Origin of the sequence: Anaerostipes sp. (assembly GCF_018381315.1) — a bacterium.
In the GTDB taxonomy this organism is placed as follows: Bacteria; Bacillota; Clostridia; order Lachnospirales; family Lachnospiraceae; genus Anaerostipes.
The window spans coordinates 21667-34650 of sequence record NZ_JAGZSD010000009.1 but is presented as its reverse complement, the minus strand read 5'-3'; the positions used below and the strand labels follow the sequence as shown (position 1 = coordinate 34650).

13 protein-coding genes are annotated in these 12984 nt (G+C 44.7%); 12 read left to right on the top strand and 1 reads right to left on the bottom strand.

The window, feature by feature from the left end; all coding sequences use genetic code 11:
* Positions 1–7 precede the first annotated feature (7 nt).
* From KH180_RS08850 to hdhA, 9 genes are all read left to right on the top strand, one after another.
* The gene (locus KH180_RS08850; RefSeq protein ID WP_290759363.1) at positions 8–1681 is read left to right on the top strand and encodes a formate--tetrahydrofolate ligase; all 1674 of its coding nucleotides are present in this window, start codon (positions 8–10) and stop codon (positions 1679–1681) included.
* Positions 1682–1702: 21 nt separating this feature from the next.
* Positions 1703–2551 carry a bifunctional methylenetetrahydrofolate dehydrogenase/methenyltetrahydrofolate cyclohydrolase FolD gene (folD, locus tag KH180_RS08845; protein WP_290759360.1) on the top strand — a complete coding sequence of 283 codons (849 nt, stop codon included), beginning with the start codon at positions 1703–1705 and terminating at the stop codon, positions 2549–2551.
* 3 nt (positions 2552–2554) lie between these two features.
* On the top strand, positions 2555–3892 hold the full coding sequence (gene rimO, locus KH180_RS08840) for a 30S ribosomal protein S12 methylthiotransferase RimO (protein WP_290759358.1): 1338 nt from the start codon (positions 2555–2557) through the stop codon (positions 3890–3892).
* Positions 3876–4409 carry a CDP-diacylglycerol--glycerol-3-phosphate 3-phosphatidyltransferase gene (gene pgsA, locus KH180_RS08835; RefSeq protein ID WP_290759355.1) on the top strand — a complete coding sequence of 178 codons (534 nt, stop codon included), beginning with the start codon at positions 3876–3878 and terminating at the stop codon, positions 4407–4409. Before rimO ends, pgsA begins: the two co-directional genes overlap by 17 nt.
* Positions 4410–4421: 12 nt before the next feature.
* Positions 4422–5660, top strand: coding sequence for a competence/damage-inducible protein A (locus KH180_RS08830; RefSeq protein WP_290759352.1), 1239 nt, complete (start codon positions 4422–4424; stop codon positions 5658–5660).
* 136 nt (positions 5661–5796) lie between these two features.
* Positions 5797–6843, top strand: a complete 1047-nt coding sequence (recA, locus tag KH180_RS08825) for a recombinase RecA (protein ID WP_290759349.1) — start codon at positions 5797–5799, stop codon at positions 6841–6843.
* A gap of 9 nt (positions 6844–6852) precedes the next feature.
* Positions 6853–7452 (top strand): regulatory protein RecX, encoded by a 600-nt coding sequence (locus tag KH180_RS08820; protein ID WP_290759346.1) that lies wholly within the window; start codon positions 6853–6855, stop codon positions 7450–7452.
* A 79-nt stretch (positions 7453–7531) separates the two neighbouring features.
* A complete protein-coding gene (locus KH180_RS08815; RefSeq protein WP_290759344.1) occupies positions 7532–8125 on the top strand; it encodes a zinc dependent phospholipase C family protein in 594 nt (197 codons plus the stop codon).
* Positions 8126–8236: 111 nt separating this feature from the next.
* Complete coding sequence (hdhA, locus tag KH180_RS08810; RefSeq protein WP_290759341.1) at positions 8237–9034, top strand: 7alpha-hydroxysteroid dehydrogenase; 798 nt, start codon at positions 8237–8239, stop codon at positions 9032–9034.
* Between the two features lie 89 nt (positions 9035–9123).
* Here hdhA and KH180_RS08805 read toward each other — a convergent pair whose 3' ends face one another.
* Positions 9124–10749 carry an ABC-F family ATP-binding cassette domain-containing protein gene (locus KH180_RS08805; protein ID WP_290759339.1) on the bottom strand — a complete coding sequence of 542 codons (1626 nt, stop codon included), beginning with the start codon at positions 10747–10749 and terminating at the stop codon, positions 9124–9126.
* A 189-nt stretch (positions 10750–10938) separates the two neighbouring features.
* Between KH180_RS08805 and ylxM the strand changes: the two genes are divergently transcribed.
* The 3 genes from ylxM to rpsP are packed head-to-tail and all read left to right on the top strand — an operon-like array spanning position 10939 to position 12969.
* Positions 10939–11295, top strand: a complete 357-nt coding sequence (ylxM, locus tag KH180_RS08800; RefSeq protein ID WP_290759336.1) for a YlxM family DNA-binding protein — start codon at positions 10939–10941, stop codon at positions 11293–11295.
* Positions 11296–11334: 39 nt separating this feature from the next.
* On the top strand, positions 11335–12675 hold the full coding sequence (gene ffh, locus KH180_RS08795; RefSeq protein ID WP_290759333.1) for a signal recognition particle protein: 1341 nt from the start codon (positions 11335–11337) through the stop codon (positions 12673–12675).
* Between the two features lie 48 nt (positions 12676–12723).
* Positions 12724–12969, top strand: a complete 246-nt coding sequence (rpsP, locus tag KH180_RS08790) for a 30S ribosomal protein S16 (protein ID WP_009288711.1) — start codon at positions 12724–12726, stop codon at positions 12967–12969.
* Positions 12970–12984: the final 15 nt, after the last annotated feature.

Sequence of the window (12984 nt, the reverse complement as noted above, 5' to 3'; positions counted from 1 at the left end):
CCAACCAATGAAAACAGATATTCAGATTGCACAGGAAGCAGAATTACATCCGATAAAGGAAGTGGCAGAAACTCTCGGGATCAGAGAAGATGACCTGGAACTGTACGGAAAGTATAAAGCAAAGCTGTCTTCCGGGTTTATGAATGAGATTAAAGACAACGAGGACGGGAAGCTTGTACTTGTGACTGCCATCAATCCGACACCGGCAGGCGAAGGGAAAACCACAACCAGCATCGGACTGGCACAGGCACTCACAAAGCTTGGAAAGAAGACTGTGGTGGCACTCAGAGAGCCTTCCCTGGGGCCGTGTTTCGGCATCAAAGGAGGAGCAGCAGGAGGCGGGTATGCCCAGGTTGTTCCGATGGAGGATCTTAATCTTCACTTTACAGGGGATTTCCACGCTATTACCTCTGCCAATAACCTTTTGGCAGCTATGCTTGACAATCACATTCAGCAGGGAAATGCACTGAGGATTGATACAAGGGATATTGTCTGGAAGCGCTGTCTGGATATGAATGACAGGGCGCTCAGGAATATTGTCGTAGGACTTGGACGCAAAGTGGACGGTGTTGTGAGGGAAGACCATTTTGTCATTACCGTGGCATCTGAGATTATGGCGATTCTCTGTCTGGCTAACGATATGGAAGATTTAAAGATACGGTTAGGCAAGATCATTGTTGCCTATAATATGGATAAAGAACCTGTGACAGCAGAGGATCTGAATGCAGTAGGAGCTATGGCGGCTCTTTTAAAGGATGCACTGAAGCCGAATCTGATCCAGACCCTGGAACATACACCGGCATTTGTCCACGGAGGGCCGTTTGCCAATATTGCTCACGGATGCAACAGTGTTCAGTCTACAAAAATGGCTCTGAAGCTTTCTGATATCACGGTTACGGAAGCAGGATTCGGAGCGGACCTTGGAGCAGAGAAGTTCCTCGACATTAAATGTCCGATGGCAGGTCTTAAACCGGATGCAGTTGTTCTGGTTGCCACAGTAAGAGCACTTAAGTATAACGGCGGTGTCTTAAAAGAGGATCTGGGAAGAGAAAACATTGATGCCCTGAGCAGGGGGATCGTAAATCTGGAGAAGCATATAGAAAACCTGAAACAGTATGGGGTTCCGGTAGTGGTGACTTTGAACCAGTTTGTGACGGACACAGAAGCTGAATTAGATTTTATCAAACATTTCTGCCAGGAAAGAGACTGTGACTTTGCTTTATCAGAAGTATGGGAAAAGGGAGGCGAAGGCGGCCTTTCTCTGGGGAAAGCAGTTCTTAAAACTTTGGAGAATAAAAAGAGCGAGTACCATCCGCTTTATTCTTATGAAGATACTACGATTGAAGAAAAGATTGAAACCATTGCCACGAAGATTTACGGTGCGGACAATGTTATTTATGCACCGGCTGCGGCAAGGCAGAAAAAGCAGCTCAGTGAACTTGGATACGGAAATCTTCCGGTCTGCATGGCAAAGAATCAATATTCTTTATCTGATGATCCGAAGAAGCTCGGACGTCCGGAGCATTTTGACATTACGATCCGTGAGGTCTATGTGAATGCAGGAGCCGGATTTATTGTAGCCCTTACAGGAGATATCATGACGATGCCGGGGCTTCCGAAAAAACCGGCTGCAGAAGGAATTGACGTTAACGAAGACGGTGCCATCACCGGATTATTCTAGAAATGACGAGAGGGAACAGACATGACACAGATTATTGATGGAAAAAAGATCTCTGCTGAGATCAAAGATGAACTGAAGCAGGAAGTGGCGGCCATGAAGGCAGAGAGAAAAGAGATTGCCTTAGCGGTTATCCAGGTGGGAGAAGATCCGGCCTCCTCTGTGTACGTGAGGAATAAGAAAAAAGCATGTGAATATATTGGAATTAAATCTGTATCCTATGAGATACCGGAAGATTCTACACAGCAGGAACTGCTGGACCTGGTGGAAAAATGCAACAAAGATCCTGAGATCAACGGTATCTTAGTGCAGCTTCCGCTTCCGGAACATATGGATGAGGATGCGGTGATCCATGCCATCGATCCGAAGAAGGATGTGGATGGCTTTCATCCGGTCAGCGTCGGGAATATGATGATTGGAAATGACGGGTTTCTGCCGTGTACTCCGGCTGGAATCATTGAACTTTTAAAACGCTCCGGTGTGGAGATCAGCGGAAAAGAATGTGTTGTTGTGGGAAGAAGCAATATTGTCGGAAAACCTATGTCCATGCTTTTACTCAGAGAAAACGGCACTGTGACGATCTGCCATTCCAGGACCAGAAATTTAAGGGAAGTATGCAGCCGCGCGGATATCCTGGTGGCCGCTGTGGGAAGGCCGAAATTTATTGACGCTTCTTATGTAAAACAGGGAGCAGTCGTTATTGATGTGGGAATTCACAGGAATGAACACAATAAGCTGTGCGGAGATGTGGATTTTGACGCAGTAAAGGAAAAAACTTCAGCTATCACTCCGGTACCTGGCGGCGTGGGTCCTATGACCATCGCTATGCTCATGAAAAACTGTGTACAGTCTAAAAAATTGTTTGGAGAATAACCGATGAAAATACTTTTTATTTCTCTTGGATGTGATAAAAACCTGGTAGACAGTGAAGTGATGCTGGGACTTCTCACAGAGAGAGGATACACTTTGACTAACAATGAGGAAGAAGCGGATGTCATTGTCATCAATACCTGCTGCTTCATCCATGATGCAAAAGAAGAGAGCATCAACACAATTCTTGAGATGGCAGCATACAAGGAGCAGAATCTGAAAGCGCTTGTGGTAGCAGGATGCCTGTCTCAGAGGTACAAGGATGAGATTTTAGAGGAAATTCCTGAAATTGATGCTGTGCTTGGAACCACCAGTTATGATTCTGTTGTGGAGGCAGTGGACGAAGCACTCGCAGGCAATGGATATGAGCATTATGAGAGTATTGATTATCTGCCGGATAATTCCGGACACAGGCGGCTGGTCACAACCGGCAGCCACATGGCTTATTTAAAGATTGCGGAAGGGTGCGACAAGAGATGCAGTTACTGTATTATTCCTAAGATCAGGGGAAAATTCCGCAGCGTTCCGATGGAAGAACTTTTAAAGAGCGCAGAGGAACTGGCAGCCTCCGGAGTGACAGAGCTGGTTTTGGTCGCTCAGGAGACAACACTGTATGGAAAGGACCTTACGGGCAGAAAAGAACTTCCGGCACTGCTCAGAGAACTCTGTAAGGTGGAGGGAATCCAGTGGATCCGTCTGCTGTACTGTTATCCTGAGGAGATTACGGATGAACTGATCCAGACTATAAAGGAAGAAGAAAAGGTTGTAAATTATATTGACATGCCGATTCAGCACTGCAGTGACGGCATCCTGAGGAGAATGGGGCGCAGAACTTCTAAAAAGGATATAGAATCCATCATTGCAAAACTCAGGAAAGAAATCCCGGATATGGCGATCCGCACAACGCTCATCACCGGATTTCCGGGAGAGACAGAGAAACAGCATGAGGAACTTGTGGATTTCATAAGCCGGCAGAGATTTGAACGGCTGGGCGTTTTCACTTATTCTCCGGAAGAAGATACAAAAGCAGCAGAATTTGAGGGACAGATCGAAGAAGAGGTGAAGGAAGCCAGAAGGGATGAGCTGATGGCGCTGCAGCAGCAGATTTCCAGTGAGCATACGCAGCAGATGGTTGGAAAGACGATCAGAGTTTTGATTGAAGGATACCTGTTTGAAGATGATGTATATGTAGGACGCAGTTATATGGATGCACCGAAAGTAGACGGCTGTGTATTTGTGACTTCCCCGGAAGAGCTGTTGACAGGAGACTATGTATATGTAAAGATTACCAAAGGAAACGAGTATGATTTGATAGGAGAGATGGACTATGAATTTACCAAATAAACTAACGATATTAAGAGTATTGATGATACCGATCTTTATTTTTGTCCTGCTGGCGGAACCGTTTGGAGAGATCAGCAAGTGGATTGCTGTGCTGATTTTTATTATCGCCAGCCTCACAGACTTTCTGGACGGACACATTGCCAGAAAGTATAATCTGGTAACGAATTTTGGTAAATTTATGGATCCTTTGGCCGATAAGCTTCTGGTCTGCTCTGCTATGATTGCCCTTGTGGGAATGAACCGTCTGGCTTCATGGATCGCCATCATCATTATTGCCAGAGAATTTATTATCAGCGGGTTCCGTCTGATTGCATCTGACAATGGAGTTGTGATTGCAGCCAGCTACTGGGGAAAATTTAAAACGAATTTTCAAATGTTCATGATCATTATGCTGATCATCGATTTGGGAACCGGAACAGCAGTGATCATTGAAAATATTTTGGTATACATTTCACTTGGGTTGACCATCATATCATTGTTGGATTATTTAATTAAAAATAAGGATGTCCTGAAATAGAAGGAGAACATTATGACAGCAGAAATTATTTGTGTGGGAACAGAAATATTACTGGGCAACATTGTTAATACCAATGCTGCCTACCTGTCAGAACGCTTAGCCGCCCTCGGCATAAGCGTTTTTTTTGAAACCACTGTGGGAGATAACCCGGAGCGGGTGGAGGAAGTGATAAAGACAGGAATGAAACGGTCAGATATTTTGATCTTGTCCGGAGGGCTTGGCCCGACGAAGGATGATCTGACAAAAGAGATTGCGGCAAAAGCCTGCGGACAGAAGCTTGTGGAGGATGCAGAGGCCAAAGAGAGACTGACGGCATATTTTACAGGCATCAAGCGTCCAATGACTGAAAATAACTTAAAGCAGGCCATGGTACCGGAGGACTGCACTGTTTTATATAATGGAAACGGAACTGCGCCGGGTATGGTGATCAACGGACCCGAGGGAAGAAAAGTTGTGCTTCTCCCAGGACCGCCCAGCGAGCTGATTCCAATGTTTCACAATCAGGTAGAACCGATCCTGTCTAAGCTTCAGCCCGGAATTTTGTACTCTAAGGTCGTAAAGATTGACTGTCTGGGAGAAAGTTACGTGGAGACCCAGATCATGGATCTGATTGATGAGCAGAGCAATCCTACCGTAGCTCCATATGCGAAGCTGGGAGAAGTTCATCTGAGAGTGACGGCCAAAGCAGACACTGAGGATGAGGCCAGGGAATTAGTTATGCCTATGGTAGAAGAACTGAGAGACAGATTCGGTGATAAGATTTACACCATCGAGGAAGAGGAAACTCTGGAGGAAGTGGTGGTAAAGATGCTGGAGAAAAACAAAGAAACCATAGCAGCGGCGGAATCCTGTACCGGAGGTCTTTTGGCAGGAAGGCTTATCAATGTTCCCGGGGCATCTAATGTGCTGAATGAAAGCTTTATCACTTACTCTAATGACGCCAAAGTAAAGTATCTGGGAGTAAAAGAAGAAACTCTGAAAGAGTACGGAGCTGTTTCAGAGGAAACTGCAAAGGAGATGGCAGAGGGTGTTCTGAAAACTTCAGGGGCAGATATCGGTGTGGGAATCACCGGACTTGCCGGGCCGGGAGGAGAAACTGAAACGAAAAAGCCGGGGCTTGTATATATTGGAGTAAGCCGGGCCGGCAGAACAGAAGTTAAAAAATATGATCTTAAGGGAAACCGTGCAAAGATCAGGGAAGTTTCTGTATGCAGGGCTCTGACAATGATCAGAAAAGCACTGGCAGACTGATTGAAGAATATGTAAATATATGTTAAACTGAAAGAGAAAGACAAGTACGAACAAATATTCGGCGAACACTTGTTTTTCTCTTTGTGCTATGATATAATCAAAAACAGTTAATAATAAGATTAAAGGAGAATACAGGATGCAACAGACAGAGAAGTTAAAAGCATTGGATGCAGCTCTTACAAAGATAGAAAAAGACTACGGCAAGGGAGCCGTGATGAAGCTTGGCGAATATCAGGCAGACATGAGTATTGATACAACACCGACAGGTTCTCTGAGTCTGGACATTGCTCTTGGCGTGGGCGGAATTCCGAAAGGAAGAGTGATTGAGATCTACGGCCCTGAGTCCAGCGGTAAGACAACTGTGGCATTACATATGGTAGCAGAAGTACAGAAGAGGGGAGGCATTGCCGGATTTATCGATGCAGAGCATGCCCTGGACCCTGTATATGCACAGAATATTGGAGTGGACGTGGACAATCTTTATATTTCCCAGCCGGATACCGGAGAGCAGGGACTGGAGATCACAGAGACTATGGTGCGTTCCGGCGCCGTGGATATCATCATTGTGGACTCTGTTGCCGCTCTGGTTCCGAAGGCAGAGATTGACGGAGACATGGGGGATTCCCATGTGGGACTTCAGGCAAGGCTGATGTCACAGGCACTGAGAAAGCTGACTGCGATTATCAGCAAGTCCAACTGTACCGTGATCTTCATCAACCAGCTGAGAGAAAAAGTAGGCGTTATGTTCGGAAATCCGGAGACAACCACCGGAGGACGCGCCCTTAAGTTTTATTCATCCATCCGCCTGGATGTCCGCAGGATTGAGACACTCAAGCAGGCAGGCGATATGGTCGGAAACCGGACAAGGATCAAGGTTGTCAAGAACAAAGTGGCACCTCCGTTCAAACAGGCAGAGTTTGACATTATGTTCGGTGAGGGGATCTCCAAAGAAGGTGATATCCTGGATTTGGCTGCCGGAGTGGATGTAATTAAAAAGAGCGGAGCCTGGTATGCTTATCAGGGAGAGAAGATCGGACAGGGCCGTGAGAATGCCAAGACATACTTAAAAGAGCATCCGGAAGTGGCACAGGAAGTAGAAGCCGCAGTCCGCAGAGAGTATGGCCTTGACGGACAGGCAGAAGCTGCTTCGGAGGAGACACAGCCAGAGGAAACACAGCAGTAAGAGGCGGATATGATAGTGACAATGCTGGAGCCGGTGGGGAAGAAGCAGATCAGGGTTTACCTTGATGACGAGCGTTACTGCCTTCTTTATTCTGGAGATGTGAGAAGACTTGGACTTAGGCAGGATACGGAGCTTTCGGAGGTACAGAAGAACGAACTGGACAGTCTTCTGCTCCGCCGGGCCAAACTAAAAGCCATGAATCTTTTAAAGGTTTCAGACAGGACAAAAGAAGAGATACGCATGAGGCTGAAGCGCCTGGAACTTCCCGAGAGATGCATAGAGGGAGCAGTTTCCTATGTGGAAGGGTATCATTATATAGATGATGAAGCATATGTAAGACGCTATATTGAATTCAAAGGAGCATCAAAAAGCCGTTTAAAGATCAAACAGGAACTGTCCGGCAAGGGCATAAGCCAGGAGCTTTTTGAACGTATCTGGGAAGAGTTTGGCCAGCCGGAAGAAGAGGTCCTGAGAGAGCAGATAAAAAAGAGGATCCGTCAGAAAGGACCGGTAACAGAGGAAAATTTTCAAAAAAACTTAGCTTTTTTTGCCAGGAAAGGATTTTCATTTCATGACATTTTAGAAAAACTTAAGGAATTTAAAGAGTAATAGAGTTGATTTTTCTAAAAATCGGGATATAATAAGATTAGAACCTGAGTTTACATGTCAAGTGTTTTAAGGAGATCGAATGAGGAAAAAATCACACATTTCACTGGCTGGACAAATTATGGACTCACTGCAACTGGAAGAAGTATTTGACTATAAGTTACCGTTCTATATCGGAAGTATCTGGCCTGACTGCAGACCATCCTTTATAACAACGCCGCATACTTTTGATATTACCTATGATAAAATAGAGAATCAACTTGACGACTTTGTCGCAGATTATGACTCACTGAAAGGGATGAACATGCGCCGCTGTGCAAAGCTCGGAGTGATTATTCATTATATTGCTGATTATTTTACTTATCCCCACAACAGTACCTATGAAGGAAATGTAAAAGATCATTGTTTTTATGAGAGAGATCTGAAGCATGAACTAAAAGAGTACCTGTCCACAGAAGAAGCCATGGAGAGGAAAGACAGGATCGTTCCTCTGAATTCTACAAAAGGGTTATCTGAGTTTATCAAGAATATCCATGCAGAATACATGCTTCGTGAACACAGTGTGGCAGACGACATCCAATATATTGTTGATGTGTGCACCACAGTGGTAATGAGTATCTTAAATATTATTAAGATCAGTTTTGAGAATGTAGCTCTGAAAGTACAGTACGCATAGATAAAGCAAGGAATTGCCGCAGAATAGCTTTTAAATCTATTCTGCGGTGTTTTTATTCTATAGGGAATTCATTAAAATAATGACAGCAGATTCAAAAAGGAGAACAGAAAAATGAGACTAAAAGATAAAGTAGTTTTGGTAACAGCTTCAACAAGAGGTATTGGTCTGGCTATAACAAAAGCCTGTGCCAAAGAGGGTGCCATTGTTTATATGGGTGCCAGAAATCTGGAACGTGCCGGACAGAGGGCAGATGAACTGAATCAGATGGGATTCCGGGTGCGTTATGTATATAATGATGCAAATGAACCGGAGACCTATGGCAGCATGGTGGAAGAAGTGATAGAAAAGGAAGGCCGCATTGATGTTCTTGTCAATAACTTTGGCACTTCAGATCCAAAAAAGGATTTGGATATCAGCCACACCGACTGTAAAGATTTTCTTCAGACAGTGAACACAAACCTTACCAGTGTCTTTGCATCTTCTCAGGCAGTGATCAAGTATATGGCAGAGCAGGGTGGAGGAAGCATTATCAATATTTCTTCCATCGGAGGCCTGGTGCCTGATATTTCACAGGTAGCTTACGGAACCAGTAAAGCGGCAATTAATTATCTCACTAAATTGATCGCCGTTCAGGAGGCAAGACATAATATACGGTGTAATGCCGTTTTGCCGGGAATGACAGCCACAGATGCAGTTCAGGGGAATTTAAGCGATGAGTTCAGAGAATTCTTTTTAAAGCATACTCCGATTCGCAGAATGGGAAAACCGGAAGAGATTGCAGCGGCAGTTGTATATTTTGCAAGTGACGAATCTGCTTACACAACGGGGCAGATTATGGATATATCCGGAGGTTTCGGAAAAGCAACACCGATCTTTGGTGATATGGCAGAGATGAAACAAAAGAGATGATGTTTGAAACAAAAGAGATATAGAAAAACCGCAGCTGCATTTCACGGTCAAGTGATCTGCAGACTGCGGTTTTTCCGCTGCCGGTTAATTTATGCTTCTTCGTCGTAGTTCGCAACCTGACGTTTTCTTGCGGATTCGTTGTTTTCCAGATAATCATCATAGGTCCCAAGGAAGTCGATCATGCCATTATCGGTGAATTCAATGATTCTGTTGGCAGTAGTCTGTACAAACTGATGATCCTGGGAACTAAACAGAAGTCCTCCGTTAAATTTGTGAAGTCCTTCATTTAACGCTGTGATGGATTCCATATCCAGGTGGTTGGTCGGCTCATCCAGGATGAGTATATTGGCACCGCTGATCATAAGTTTAGACAGCATACAGCGGACCTTTTCACCACCGGATAAAACAGAAACCTTTTTCAATGCCTCTTCACCGGAGAAGAGCATCCTTCCGAGGAAACCGCGGACAAAGGTGACATCCTTGTCTTCAGAGTATTGGCTGAGCCATTCTGCAATCGACATATCATCGCTGAAATCCTTGGTGTTGTCTTTAGGGAAATAGGACTGGGAAGTAGTAACGCCCCACTTGTAGGTGCCCTCATCCGGTTCCAGTTCTCCTGCGACAATACGGAAAAAGGTTGTAGTGGCCAATGTATTTGGGCCTACAAAGGCAATCTTGTCTTCCGGGTTCATAGTGAAAGAAATATTGTCAAGAACCTTGACACCGTCGATTGTTTTAGAGAGCCCTTCTACAGACAGAGCATCATTTCCTATATCACGTGTTGGCTTAAAATTAATGTAAGGATATTTTCTGCTGGAAGGTCTGATCTCATCCAGCTGGATTTTATCCAAAGCCTTTTTTCTGGACGTTGCCTGTTTTGATTTGGAAGCATTGGCGCTGAACCGGGCAATGAAGTCCTGAAGCTCTTTGATTTTTTCTTCTTTTTTCTTGTTGGCATCTTTCATCTGTTTGGAGATCAGCTGGCTGGACTCATACCAGAAATCATAATTTCCGGTGTAAAGCTGGATCTTTGCGTAGTCAATGTCAGCGATGTGAGTACATACTTTATTTAAGAAATAACGGTCATGGGATACTACGATGACGGTATTGTCAAAGTCAATAAGGAAGTCTTCCAGCCAGCGGATAGCTTCTAGATCCAAATGGTTGGTAGGCTCATCCAGCAGAAGAATATCGGGATTGCCGAACAGTGCCTGGGCCAGAAGCACTTTGACCTTTTGGGAGCCATTCAGCTCTGACATCTTTGCATAATGAAGCTCATTTTCTATTCCAAGGCCGTTTAATAATGTTGCCGCATCAGATTCAGCTTCCCAGCCGTTCATGTCCGCAAATTCGGCTTCCAGCTCGCTTGCTTTGATGCCGTCCTCTTCTGTAAAATCTTCTTTTGCGTAGATTGCATCCTTTTCCTTCATGATCTCATAAAGGCGGGTATTGCCAAGCATAACAGCATCCAGAACTGTATAATCATCATACTGATAGTGATCCTGCTTTAATACAGACAGCCGCTGTCCGTCTGTGATGGCCACTTCACCCTGTGACGGCTCCAGTTCACCGGATAAGATCTTTAAGAAGGTGGATTTGCCTGCACCGTTTGCCCCGATCAGGCCATAGCAGTTTCCTTCTGTAAATTTGATATTGACATCTTCAAATAATGCGCGTTTTCCAAGGCGCAGAGTTACATTAATTGCTTGTATCATGTAAGTAAAACCTTTCTTATTTAAATTTCGTTTGGGATCGTCTTTTTTCTATTTTACAGGAAAGTGAAACTTTTTCAAGTCATATTTCCTCATAACAGTAAAATGTGCAAGGAAAAATACTTGACAAACAGATCAATATCGGATAAACTGAATCACGGTAAAGGAAAAATACTTTACAGGAGAAGTGACATGGAATGGATTGTAGAACAGACGCTCCTATATGATTTTTATGGAGAGCTTCTGACCGAGCATCAAAAAGAAATATACGAAGACCATGTACTGAACGATTTATCTCCCAGCGAGATTGCCGGAGAACACGGCATTACCAGACAGGCTGCCTATGATATGATCAGGCGCTGCAATAAGATTCTTGCTGGATATGAGAAAAAGCTGCACCTTGTGGAAAAGTTTTTGAGGACGAAAGAAAAAGTAACAGAGATTCATCTTCTGGCCAAAGGCATTTTGCATGCAGAGGATCAGGAGGAGATCAGGATAGAGATCAGAAAGATTGAGCAGGTATCCAACGGGATTCTGGAAGATTTGTAACAGGTCGCCGGTTTCTGCGGCGGATTCAGGAGGATGTTTATGGCATTTGAAAGTTTATCTGAGAAACTTCAAAACGTATTTAAGAATTTAAGAAGCAAGGGACGTTTGACGGAGAATGACGTAAAAGCAGCCATGAAAGAAGTAAAAAGGGCGCTTTTGGAAGCTGATGTCAACTTCAAGGTCGTAAAGTCCTTCATCAAAGCTGTTCAGGACCGTGCTGTAGGACAGGACGTTTTAAACGGGCTGAATCCCGGACAGATGGTAATCAAGATCGTTAAAGAAGAGATGGAAGCGCTGATGGGTTCTACCACCACGGAGATCCAGTTAAAGCCGGGAAATGAGATAACAGTCATTCTGATGGCAGGTCTCCAGGGTGCAGGTAAAACGACCACCACAGCGAAGCTTGCAGGAAAATATAAACAGAAGGGCAAACGCCCGCTTTTGGCAGCGTGTGATGTTTACCGCCCGGCGGCGATCAAACAGCTGCAGGTCAACGGAGAAAAACAGGGAGTTCCGGTCTTTTCTATGGGAGATAAGATGAATCCCGTGGATATAGCAAAGGCATCCATTGAGCATGCGGCAAAGAACGGCAACAACATTGTTATTCTGGATACAGCAGGCCGGCTGCATATCGATGAAGATATGATGACAGAGCTGATTGCCATTAAGGGTGCTGTCGATGTATATCAGACGATCCTTGTAGTAGATGCCATGACCGGACAGGATGCGGTCAACGTGGCAAAAGATTTTAATGAAAAAGTCGGAGTTGACGGTGTTATCTTAACGAAGATGGACGGAGACACCCGTGGAGGGGCTGCTTTGTCAATCCGCTCCGTAACCGGAAAACCGATTTTATATATTGGTATGGGAGAGAAGCTGGATGATCTTCAGCAGTTTTACCCGGACCGCATGACCAGCCGTATTCTCGGCATGGGAGATGTGCTGACACTGATTGAGAAGGCGGAAGCCACAGTCGATGAGGAAAAGGCGCTGGAGATGCAGCAAAAGCTCCGCAAGGCTTCTTTTACCTTCGATGACTTCTTAGAGCAGATGGAACAGGTGAAGAAGATGGGAGGGCTTTCAGATATGCTTTCCATGATTCCCGGACTTGGGAATCAGTTAAAGGGCGCGGATCTTGACGACAGCATGATGGACCGTACCGCATCGATCATCTATTCCATGACAAAGGAAGAGAGGGCTACACCGGAGATTATCAATCCTTCCAGAAGAAAAAGGATTGCTGACGGTGCAGGGGTACCGATTGCAGAAGTCAACAAGCTCTGCAAACAGTTCCAGAATCAGAAGAAGATGATGAAGCAGATGTCAGGTATGTTTGGTGGCAAGGGCGGCAAAAAAGGAAGGTTTAAACTGCCTTTTTAACGCTTTGTTATAGATATTAATAATAATAAATTTATGGAGGTGAAACAGATGGCAGTAAAGATGAGATTAAAAAGAATGGGACAGAAGAAGTCTCCTTTTTATAGAGTGGTTGTAGCAGATTCCAGATCTCCAAGAGATGGAAAATTCATCGAAGAAATCGGTACTTACGATCCGAACCAGGATCCAAGTGTGATCAAATTCGACGAAGATGCTGCAAAGAAATGGTTATCTCAGGGTGCACAGCCGACAGACACTGTTGCAAAGTTACTTAAAGTTGCTGGAATTGAAAAATAGTTAGGAGGCAAAACG

What these genes read in the sequence shown, in the direction of transcription:
- KH180_RS08850 (WP_290759363.1), top strand. Translation starts at nt 8, where the DNA reads ATGAAAACAGATATTCAGATTGCACAGGAAGCAGAATTACATCCGATA.
- folD (WP_290759360.1), top strand. Translation starts at nt 1,703, where the DNA reads ATGACACAGATTATTGATGGAAAAAAGATCTCTGCTGAGATCAAAGAT.
- rimO (WP_290759358.1), top strand. Translation starts at nt 2,555, where the DNA reads ATGAAAATACTTTTTATTTCTCTTGGATGTGATAAAAACCTGGTAGAC.
- pgsA (WP_290759355.1), top strand. Translation starts at nt 3,876, where the DNA reads ATGAATTTACCAAATAAACTAACGATATTAAGAGTATTGATGATACCG.
- KH180_RS08830 (WP_290759352.1), top strand. Translation starts at nt 4,422, where the DNA reads ATGACAGCAGAAATTATTTGTGTGGGAACAGAAATATTACTGGGCAAC.
- recA (WP_290759349.1), top strand. Translation starts at nt 5,797, where the DNA reads ATGCAACAGACAGAGAAGTTAAAAGCATTGGATGCAGCTCTTACAAAG.
- KH180_RS08820 (WP_290759346.1), top strand. Translation starts at nt 6,853, where the DNA reads ATGATAGTGACAATGCTGGAGCCGGTGGGGAAGAAGCAGATCAGGGTT.
- KH180_RS08815 (WP_290759344.1), top strand. Translation starts at nt 7,532, where the DNA reads ATGAGGAAAAAATCACACATTTCACTGGCTGGACAAATTATGGACTCA.
- hdhA (WP_290759341.1), top strand. Translation starts at nt 8,237, where the DNA reads ATGAGACTAAAAGATAAAGTAGTTTTGGTAACAGCTTCAACAAGAGGT.
- KH180_RS08805 (WP_290759339.1), bottom strand. Translation starts at nt 10,749, where the DNA reads ATGATACAAGCAATTAATGTAACTCTGCGCCTTGGAAAACGCGCATTA.
- ylxM (WP_290759336.1), top strand. Translation starts at nt 10,939, where the DNA reads ATGGAATGGATTGTAGAACAGACGCTCCTATATGATTTTTATGGAGAG.
- ffh (WP_290759333.1), top strand. Translation starts at nt 11,335, where the DNA reads ATGGCATTTGAAAGTTTATCTGAGAAACTTCAAAACGTATTTAAGAAT.
- rpsP (WP_009288711.1), top strand. Translation starts at nt 12,724, where the DNA reads ATGGCAGTAAAGATGAGATTAAAAAGAATGGGACAGAAGAAGTCTCCT.